Here is an 8607-nt window from a genome sequence, read left to right as displayed (position 1 = left end):
TGATGGTATTCCTTAAATACTGGTATTGTTGGTTTTCGTTGTTTTTTCATGCGACAATTTTATGTCGCATTAATTGCTTGTAAATTAATTTTTTTAAAAAAAAGAGGTGTCTTTTGGGACACCCCCTTTTATATTTTATTCAAATTTCCACATTCAGGAATAATTAGCGAAAAATTTTTTAAATTATTTTAACTTATTTAAAATTCGAATAAAATCATTAAAAACATTAGAAATTAATTTCCTAATTGCTTAAATAACTATTGACATCATGTTCTTATACATTTTTATTATTATAAGATAATTGCTCATGAATTAAATATTATGAATAAAGCTTTGCAAAAGATGACCCATGCAACTAAAGGCAGGACTAGTAATTAACATTCAAAATTTTAATAATAATAATTGAAGATAGCTTATATAAAACAAATAGTGTGAGGAATTCTGTGAAAGAATTGCCAGTTATATCAATCATTGGAAGGCAAAATGTTGGCAAATCAACTCTGTTTAATACAATTATTAAGCAGCGTAAAGCAATTGTTGACGAACATCCCGGGCTTACACGTGATGTTGTCTCGTATATTCTGCACTACCGCGAAGTTACTTTTATCATCAATGATACTCCAGGTCTTGATCTAGAACCAAATGCAACCCTGTCTGATCACATTAAACAGGTAGCATTTCATCACCTGCAATCGACTGATGTTTTTGTATTGTTGTTTGAAAAACCCGATATTGCTTCATACGATTATGAGTTGCTGGAATTGATTCGCAAATTCAATAAGCCATATATCATTGCCATAAATAAAATAGACCATAAAGAAGATATGGAATGTCTTCCTAATTTTTATGAACTTGGACAGGAATTTATCCCAATTTCAGCATTACATAAGCGCAATATTGATCTCCTTCTGGATACAATAGTAACTCATCTTCCCCATAAAAAGAAGAAAACTATTGAAATTGATTGTAAAATTGCACTTGTTGGGCGTCCAAATTCTGGCAAATCTACACTATTAAATGCGTTTCTGGGGTATCAGCGTGCAGTAGTATCTGAAATACCAGGTACAACACGCGATAGTATTGATGAGACATTCAAATTTCATGGCAAAATCATCATGATTATCGATACTGCCGGCATACGCAGGGAAAGCAGAATTGACAATACAATTGAATATTATGCTTTAGTCCGTTCCAAAGAAGCTATCGCCAAAGCTGATGTCGTCATTCATTTAATTGATGCAACCAGCAGCATTACCGAAACAGATAAAAAGATTGCCGACATCATCATGGAATTGCACAAACCCACTGTCCTTGCCATTAACAAATGGGACCTGATTCAAAAAGATCACAAAACATTTGAAAATTTTAAGGATAGAATACTATTTAAATACTATCGCGCAATAGACTTCCCTATTATTTCCATATCAGCTTTGCAAAAATTACGCATACATAAATTATTGCAGACAGCACTGGAAATAAGTACCCGTGCAAAACAGAAAGTTGAAACATCAAAGATTAATGTGATATTGGAAAACGTGCAGAAAAGGCATGTTATGCCTTTGCTTGGTGGGGATTTAAAGATATACTACGCAACACAAACCAATACATCACCACCTGTCATACGCCTTTTTGTCAACAAACCAGAATTATTCCGCAAAGATGTATCTCGTTTTCTGGAAAAAACATTGCAGCAAGAGCTTAACTGGCATGGAATTCCTATAGTATTTGAGGTAAGCGGCAGAAAATAGCCTACATTTCCCTTCTGCCGGTAATGGATTTTGCAAGCGTAGGTGCATCAACAAACTCTAAGTCAGAACCAACCGGCAATCCATGGGCAATGCGCATGACTTTAATATTCAATGGTTTCAGAAGGGATGCAATATACAGGGCTGTTGCATCACCTTCTATTGTGGGGTTTGTGGCAATAATAACTTCTTTAATGCCACTTTTACATCGCTCAACAAGCTTGTTGATTGAAAGTTCTTCGGGCCCCACACCATCCAGTGGAGAGATAACACCACCAAGTACATGATACAGGCCATTAAATGCACCTGATTTTTCAATGCTGAGCATATCTTCAGGCTCTTCTACTACACACAGGATGGTTTTATCCCTTTCATTATCACTGCACACACTGCACAAAGCTTCATCAGATATTCCGCCACATTCTTCACAATACCGTATATTATCCTTCAGCTGGTTTATAGCACCAATCAGAGCATCAACATTAGCTTTTGGTGTTTTCAATAAAAAAAACGCAATACGCGATGCACTTTTAGAGCCAATTCCCGGCAATTTTGATAGCTCATGAATGCAGTTTTCCAGATATTTAGATGGTAGATTCATATTATTTCATGAATTTTTTAAGTTCATTTGCCATGCCAAATATATCCATTTCACCTGTAAGTTTCATCATTTCTTTTGATGCCATTTCCTTTGCATCTTCAAATGCTTTATTCACAGCCTCAATAATATTGCGTTCCAGCGTTTTTACATTACTATTTTTGAACTTTTCCTCATTAATTATAATTGAAACCAGCTCATTATCACCATTAGCGGTAGCGGTTACCATCTCATCACGGCTTGTAGCAGTAACTTCAGCTTTTTTCAACCGCTTTTGAATTTTTTTTAACTCGCTCTGTGCTTTCATTAACTGACCAATATCTTTAAAATTCATCGTAATGCTCCTTGTTATTTTATAATTTCACCATCAAAAATGGTTTTAATCTGCTCAACCAGTGGATGTGGCTTTTCCGGATCCTCAGCATGGGGCAACATCACCGCTTCAGGTGGCGGCACATCATTTTTAGCTGATTCAATGCGTATTGCCACCTTGCGTTTGCTGAGTTTAAATAATTCGTCTTCAATTTGTTTTATTTCCTGTTTCGATAGTAACTGTTTATAAAATCCATTGGTACTATCGCCCATAACCAAAAGAACCAGTTGCCCCTCACTGTATGACGCTTTCACATGGGTAAGTTTAAAGAACATATACTGCTTGCTTTCACGCAGATTTTGTAGAAACTGAGTCCATGCATGCATGATGATTTTTGTATCATCCTGCGTTTTACTTTCTTTTGGTGTATCGTCATTCAGGTTTTTTTTTTGAACTGTCTGCGGGGTTTCATCCAGTTGTTTTAAAATTGAAGCTAACGTTGGCCGTTTTAACATGTGCATAATGTCAATACAGAACATCTCAACAACAGCACGTTCATTGCCGGTATATTTTAATTCTTTCTGGCAATCCAGAAGCATAGTATAAAAAAGACTCAACTGCTCATCATGAAAATGCTGTGCAGTCTGCTTTAAAATATTTAGCTCTTCATCAGAGTAGCCCAGCAGTGCTGATACATCGGCAACACTGCACAAACGCATAGCGTACACCACATCTGCAAAACCGGTGACAAATCGGGCAATATCTACACCTGCAGTTATGATATCCTCAATGAAATGGATAAGTGACGGAACATCACCCTGCACAATAATTGAAATGCAATCACAGTACTGTTTTAATGAAACAATACCCAAAAGAGAAAGAACATCCTGCTCAGTAACCTCTTTGCCTCCAAACGAAATAACCTGATCCAGCAGTGATTGGGCATCGCGCATCGAACCGCCACTGGCACGGGCAATATGATACAACGCCTTCTGGTCAATGCTATATCCTTCTTTCTCAGCAATAGTAGAAAGCTGTTTTACAATCTGGGAAACATGGATGCGCTTAAATATAAATTTCTGACACCGCGACAGTATTGTTTCAGGGATCTGGTGAATTTCGGTAGTTGCAAATATAAATACAACATGTGGTGGAGGTTCTTCAAGTGTTTTGAGAAGCGCATTAAATGCTGATTTTGATAGCATGTGCACTTCATCAATGATATATACTTTATAGCGGGATTTTAAAGGTGCAGAATGAACATTTTCGCGCAATTCGCGGATATTATCAACGCCAGTATTGGATGCGCCATCTATTTCAATAACATCAAAAGAATTGCCATTTTTAATCTCGGTACAGAATTCGCATACTCCACATGGCTCAGGTGTTGGTCCATTAACACAATTGAGTGACTTTGCTACAATACGTGCCATGGTGGTTTTGCCCACACCCCTGGGACCTGCAAAAAGATAAGCATGGGAAATTCTTCCCTTGCTGATGCTATTTGCTATAGTTTTTGCTACATGTTCCTGGGCTACAACTTCACTGTAGGTTTGCGGGCGCCACTTTCGTGCAATTACCTGATATGACATATATTCCTTTTACCAAGCTTTTTTCTTCGGAGAGAGGGGGATTCGAACCCCCGGTAGCTTGCGCTACACACGGTTTCCAACCGTGCTCTTTCGGCCTCTCAGACATCTCTCCGTAAGTTTTTAATTGTTACGTTATTACACTTTTACCTTGTGTAGTTTTATTGTCAATAATCTTTAAAATTCAATATGAATATCTACGTTTTATTCTCTGTGGGTGGAATAATACAATTTTACAATCATTCATTGAAACGATTTCAGTACAATGTACAAATTTGGTTCATGTTTTCCATATTTACATATAGCACTTTCAAAAACAATCTCTGATTCTTTTGCTACCATCCGGAGAGAGAGGGATTCGAACCCTCGGTCCCGGTCACCCGGGACAACGGTTTTCGAGACCGCCCCTTTCGACCTCTCAGGCATCTCTCCATACATAGTTTATAGTGTAGGTGATGTCCCAACACTATCTATTACAAATATTCCATTCAATTATAAAAAATACATCTGATCTTTTTGTAAAGAAATTTTTATTTGCCTAATCGCTTAACAATTTCATCAAATGTTTCCTGAGCAATCAGTGAAGGTACTGCAAAATAGGTTTTATTGCTCTTGTAATAATCAATCAGAGGCTGTGTTTTTTCATAATATGTGGAAAGGCGTACCTTTATTGCTTCTTCCGTTTCATCATCACGCTGCACCAGTTTACTGCCGCACTTATCACATATACCATCCTTCTTTGGCGGCATGGTATTAATATTATAAATTGCCTGGCAATCAGGATTTGAACAGGTTCTGCGGCTGGTAAGCCTTTTTAAAACCACATCTTCAGGCACTTCAAGATTAATGATTGCATCAATAGTCATATTTTTGGTAGCAAATAATTTTTCAAGTGCCTCAGCCTGAGGTATGGTTCTTGGGAATCCATCAAATATAAACCCATTTGCGCAATCAGGCCGTGCTATGCGCTCTTCTATAATATCCATGATCAGTTCATCAGGAACCAGTTTTCCAGTATTCATATACTCTGCTGCTTTTTTCCCTACCGGTGTACCTTCCTTCACCGCCTGACGCAATATGTCGCCAGTGGAAATCTGAACAATTCCATATTTTTCAACAAGCATTTTGGCGATAGTTCCTTTACCAGCTCCCGGTGCACCTAAAAGAATAATCCGCATATAATAAATCCTCCATAATAATTATGATATGAAGATGCGAATTGCAATTTACATCTTCTTACGCCCATACCTTCTTTGTTACTTTTTCAAGGGTCACTTCTTTAACAGGATAAAGAATATCAACAAGTTCATGAGGCTCAAACCACAATTTAATTTCTTTTTCAGCATCTTCAGGGCTTGATGAAGCATGCACAACATTTTCAAATACACCACTTGTGGTAATTCTTCCATATGCTCCCCGTATAGTAACAGGATTTGCATTTTCAGGGTTAGTATCACCTACTATATCTCTTACTTTCTTTATTGCATCCTCACCTTCATATACAAATGCAACAACTCTATAGGTTTTATGTAACTCCCCCATAATGTACTGAATCAACTCTTCAAAGAAGGGCTTATCTTTTAAATGTTCATAGTGCTTTTCAGCCAGTTCTCTTGAAACACGGACTGCCTTAGCACCAACGATTATTAATTTTGCTTCTGAAAGGCGGGTTAAAATATTCCCTGTTAATGACTTTACAAGGCCATCAGGTTTTATGATGACCAACGTTTGCTCTACTGCCATAGTGTTACCTCTTTTATGATTTTTTAAGGATCCCATCCTCTGTGTGTATGTTAACACTATTAATCTTTCAGTGTCAACAAATTGACCACCAGAAGATATTATAACTATGGCAGTGCTATTACTCTGAATAGCCTTATTTTAGCAAGAACTTTTTAGCTGAGCTAATGGGCTTTGCCAATCACAGCTTGAGCAGCGGATATCCTTATATTTCAGGATTTCACCCTGCAAAGTTTTCACTACCGCTGCCATGACCAGAGCCTGGCATTGTGGGCAATGCTTGGCAATGAGCTCATACTCATTCTTTACATTGTACTCCAGCATGGATACTCCTCCGTTTATTTATAACAAAAATCCCAATATTTGTTTTATGTCTCAAATGCAATATAGCGTAAATTTAAAATTTGTCAAGCATTATATCGTTTTCGATGAAATATATATCCTAAGACATACCTCCTTTTACAATAGAATCAGGTGTAAAATTTCTGCATGAATAACACATAAAAATTCTTTATAACGTTTCAAAGCACCAGCTATCCACAATCATTTTTCAGATAGTTCTTCTAAATTGACACCTTGAAATTCATAATAGCATTAACGATAATTTTGCTCCCAATACTATTATCGGCATACTACGTTATAAATTACTATGAGTGATTACTCACTCATAGTATAGATCCATAATTTTGTCAATAAATTTTTATATTATTTAACAGAATTACTACTGCCTCTTTATTTATTTTTCACACTTTTTTATTTTTACAATATAAAAACTATACCCTATCATTCCGCGAAATGTCCAGAAAAAGATATCACGTATTCTGTCTTCTATGTGTAAGTTATCGCCACGTATAAAATATTGCAAAAATTCCAGAACCAATCCAGCAAAAAGCCCAGTAAACGCAGAATATAGAAAACCAACAGTGAAATATGAAATACAAAATGTAGTCACCAAACCGTACAGTATATGCACATGCTGATTTAACACTTATTTTTTCGGTCAAAAAGCCTTTGAAAATATCTTAACATTTAGCATCAGCAATAACCCAATAAACAGTAACTGTATTAAACAAAGAATCCCATGAACCCCCACAGTACACCTCTAATATGTAATATAAGCAACATTATCTCCATCTCCTATCACAACTCATATCATAACTTTTGTCTGGATGCGCTCTACCCAAATTATTTTTGCATTATCTAATTCAAATGTACGCCCTCTTTTTATTTTTTTAGCATATAATCAAAATTTTTTATTGATTTGACTTAGTACATACGTATGTGTTACAAGCGTCTGTACTTAATGTGGTATATATTAGCTTAAATAAAAAAGGTATGACCCATGGTTGCGTGGTTCAATGGTACTTTAATCGATGTGCATAATGCAAAGGTTTCCTTGCTTTCACATAGTTTCAGCAGGGGGACAGCCATATTTGAAGTTTTGGAGATAGTTACCAATGATAAAGGCACTGCCCTGTTGGGATTACATCAACATTGTGAGCGGTTTTTCAACAGTGCCAGAGCATTGCACATACAGTTACCATATAGCAAAGAACAAATAGTTGAAGCGATAGTTACCTGTGTAAAGGCCAATAATTGTAAAAACGGCCTTGTTAAATTCTTTGCCTATTATGATGATATAGAACTCACCATTGTACCACATTCTCAGAAGATTTCTCTTGCAATATTCTGCATCAATTACGAAACTCTGAATTTTGATGTACATGAGCTTTCAAAACCTTCCTGTGCATGCATCAGCACGTATAAAAAAATTGACCCTTTAACCGTGCCTGTGTACGCAAAAGTTGCAGGTAATTACGTAAACAGCTATTTAGCACAAATGGAAGCAAAGCAAAAAGGGTTCACCGATGCTATACTTGTGGATACTCAGGGTTATATAGCCGAAGCTGCCACTGCTAATATCTTTTTTGTAAAGGGTCAGAGCCTTTATACGCCGACTCTTCGTTCAATAATGCCAGGTATAACACGAATGATAGTACTTGATATAGCCAATCATGATAACATTCCTGCTATAGAATGCGACATCCCTGTAGAAAGCATCAATCAGTATTCGGAAGCTTTTTTCAGCGGCAGCGTCAATAACATACAGCCTATTGCAAGCATTGATAAAGTTACATTTAGCCCCGTTCCCGGAGCTATCTCACAAATAATACAGGATAAAGTTAGCTCGTTGATTTTTGGCAATCACCCGTTAGTGGATAAATATTTATATTACTTTTAAAATATCATGCTGTAATCATACATTAATTTTTTATTCTTTGTACATATTATTGATGGTAAACATATAATTTTGTTGTATTTCTAAAATTCTGTTATCAAGTTTAAAAAATGTTTTAGCCATATTAACTAAATAGATATTATACCAACTTTTTTTATTTGCATTATTCATGATATATTTTATATTTAAGCACAGTAGCTATTACTGTTTCACTGCTAAATATATACTTTGGAGGGATTATATGAATATAGAAACTACCACCTGTATTGCCTCTGAACATCTAGAACTTTTCAAACACTATGCACCTCTGTATAAATTACCGCTGCATACCTTCATTATAAATTTCATAAACTATGTGCTGTCGTATAAACGCATCCCCGTCA

General features: G+C 36.2%; 8 protein-coding genes and 2 tRNA genes. 2 read left to right on the top strand and 8 right to left on the bottom strand.

The window, feature by feature from the left end; genetic code table 11:
* The first annotated feature begins 443 nt into the window (after window positions 1-443).
* Window positions 444-1748, top strand: a complete 1305-nt coding sequence (gene der / locus AB1444_15640; protein MEW6528087.1) for a ribosome biogenesis GTPase Der — start codon at window positions 444-446, stop codon at window positions 1746-1748.
* 1 nt (window position 1749) lies between these two features.
* Here the strand turns inward: der and recR are convergent, their stop codons facing one another.
* From recR to AB1444_15600, 8 genes are all read right to left on the bottom strand, one after another.
* On the bottom strand, window positions 1750-2346 hold the full coding sequence (gene recR, locus AB1444_15635; GenBank protein ID MEW6528086.1) for a recombination mediator RecR: 597 nt from the start codon (window positions 2344-2346) through the stop codon (window positions 1750-1752).
* 1 nt (window position 2347) lies between these two features.
* Window positions 2348-2677 carry a YbaB/EbfC family nucleoid-associated protein gene (locus AB1444_15630; protein MEW6528085.1) on the bottom strand — a complete coding sequence of 110 codons (330 nt, stop codon included), beginning with the start codon at window positions 2675-2677 and terminating at the stop codon, window positions 2348-2350.
* A gap of 14 nt (window positions 2678-2691) precedes the next feature.
* Entirely contained in the window at window positions 2692-4248 is a 1557-nt protein-coding gene (dnaX, locus tag AB1444_15625) for a DNA polymerase III subunit gamma/tau (protein MEW6528084.1), read from the bottom strand.
* A 27-nt stretch (window positions 4249-4275) separates the two neighbouring features.
* Window positions 4276-4360 (bottom strand) — tRNA-Ser (locus AB1444_15620).
* Window positions 4361-4588: 228 nt separating this feature from the next.
* A tRNA-Ser gene (locus AB1444_15615) sits at window positions 4589-4677 on the bottom strand.
* A 98-nt stretch (window positions 4678-4775) separates the two neighbouring features.
* Window positions 4776-5423 carry an adenylate kinase gene (locus tag AB1444_15610; GenBank protein MEW6528083.1) on the bottom strand — a complete coding sequence of 216 codons (648 nt, stop codon included), beginning with the start codon at window positions 5421-5423 and terminating at the stop codon, window positions 4776-4778.
* Window positions 5424-5481: 58 nt separating this feature from the next.
* Window positions 5482-5988 (bottom strand): nucleoside-diphosphate kinase, encoded by a 507-nt coding sequence (ndk, locus tag AB1444_15605; GenBank protein ID MEW6528082.1) that lies wholly within the window; start codon window positions 5986-5988, stop codon window positions 5482-5484.
* Window positions 5989-6126: 138 nt separating this feature from the next.
* A complete protein-coding gene (locus AB1444_15600) occupies window positions 6127-6309 on the bottom strand; it encodes a hypothetical protein (GenBank protein ID MEW6528081.1) in 183 nt (60 codons plus the stop codon).
* Window positions 6310-7327: 1018 nt separating this feature from the next.
* On the opposite strand from AB1444_15600, the gene AB1444_15595 reads away from it, so the two are divergent.
* Window positions 7328-8227, top strand: coding sequence for an aminotransferase class IV (locus AB1444_15595; protein ID MEW6528080.1), 900 nt, complete (start codon window positions 7328-7330; stop codon window positions 8225-8227).
* Window positions 8228-8607: the final 380 nt, after the last annotated feature.

Source organism: Spirochaetota bacterium (assembly GCA_040756435.1).
Taxonomy (GTDB): Bacteria; Spirochaetota; UBA4802; order UBA4802; family UB4802; genus UBA4802.
This window is presented reverse-complemented; position numbering and strand designations above follow the sequence as displayed.

What these genes read in the sequence shown, in the direction of transcription:
- dnaX (MEW6528084.1), bottom strand. Translation starts at nt 4,248, where the DNA reads ATGTCATATCAGGTAATTGCACGAAAGTGGCGCCCGCAAACCTACAGT.
- AB1444_15630 (MEW6528085.1), bottom strand. Translation starts at nt 2,677, where the DNA reads ATGAATTTTAAAGATATTGGTCAGTTAATGAAAGCACAGAGCGAGTTA.
- ndk (MEW6528082.1), bottom strand. Translation starts at nt 5,988, where the DNA reads ATGGCAGTAGAGCAAACGTTGGTCATCATAAAACCTGATGGCCTTGTA.
- recR (MEW6528086.1), bottom strand. Translation starts at nt 2,346, where the DNA reads ATGAATCTACCATCTAAATATCTGGAAAACTGCATTCATGAGCTATCA.
- AB1444_15610 (MEW6528083.1), bottom strand. Translation starts at nt 5,423, where the DNA reads ATGCGGATTATTCTTTTAGGTGCACCGGGAGCTGGTAAAGGAACTATC.
- AB1444_15600 (MEW6528081.1), bottom strand. Translation starts at nt 6,309, where the DNA reads ATGCTGGAGTACAATGTAAAGAATGAGTATGAGCTCATTGCCAAGCAT.
- AB1444_15595 (MEW6528080.1), top strand. Translation starts at nt 7,328, where the DNA reads ATGGTTGCGTGGTTCAATGGTACTTTAATCGATGTGCATAATGCAAAG.